Here is a 283-nt window from a genome sequence, read left to right as displayed (position 1 = left end):
TGAAAGTTCTTTATGAACTTCATATTTGGGGGTGTAGCTCAGTTGGGAGAGCACTTGCCTTGCAAGCAAGGGGTCAGGAGTTCGACTCTCCTCATCTCCACCATTAAGAGTATATTACTTAAATCTTCGATTTATCTAGTAGCCTCTTACATGCACTTTTAGCTTATCTTTAGACAAGCTATGTGCGTTAGCACTTTAAGCAACGGAATAAACTGAACACATGTGAAGTTTGTTTGTTGGCGACGTGTACTAGCACTTTAAGCAACGAGATTTATTCGTTGGC

Annotated in this window: 1 tRNA gene; it reads left to right on the top strand. The window is 40.6% G+C overall.

Annotated features, from left to right (window positions below):
• Positions 1 to 27: 27 nt before the first annotated feature.
• Positions 28 to 103: transfer RNA gene (locus tag IC219_RS21510), tRNA-Ala, on the top strand.
• Positions 104 to 283: the final 180 nt, after the last annotated feature.

The organism is Clostridioides sp. ES-W-0018-02 (assembly GCF_020658175.1).
Taxonomy (GTDB): Bacteria; Bacillota; Clostridia; order Peptostreptococcales; family Peptostreptococcaceae; genus Clostridioides.
This window is presented reverse-complemented; position numbering and strand designations above follow the sequence as displayed.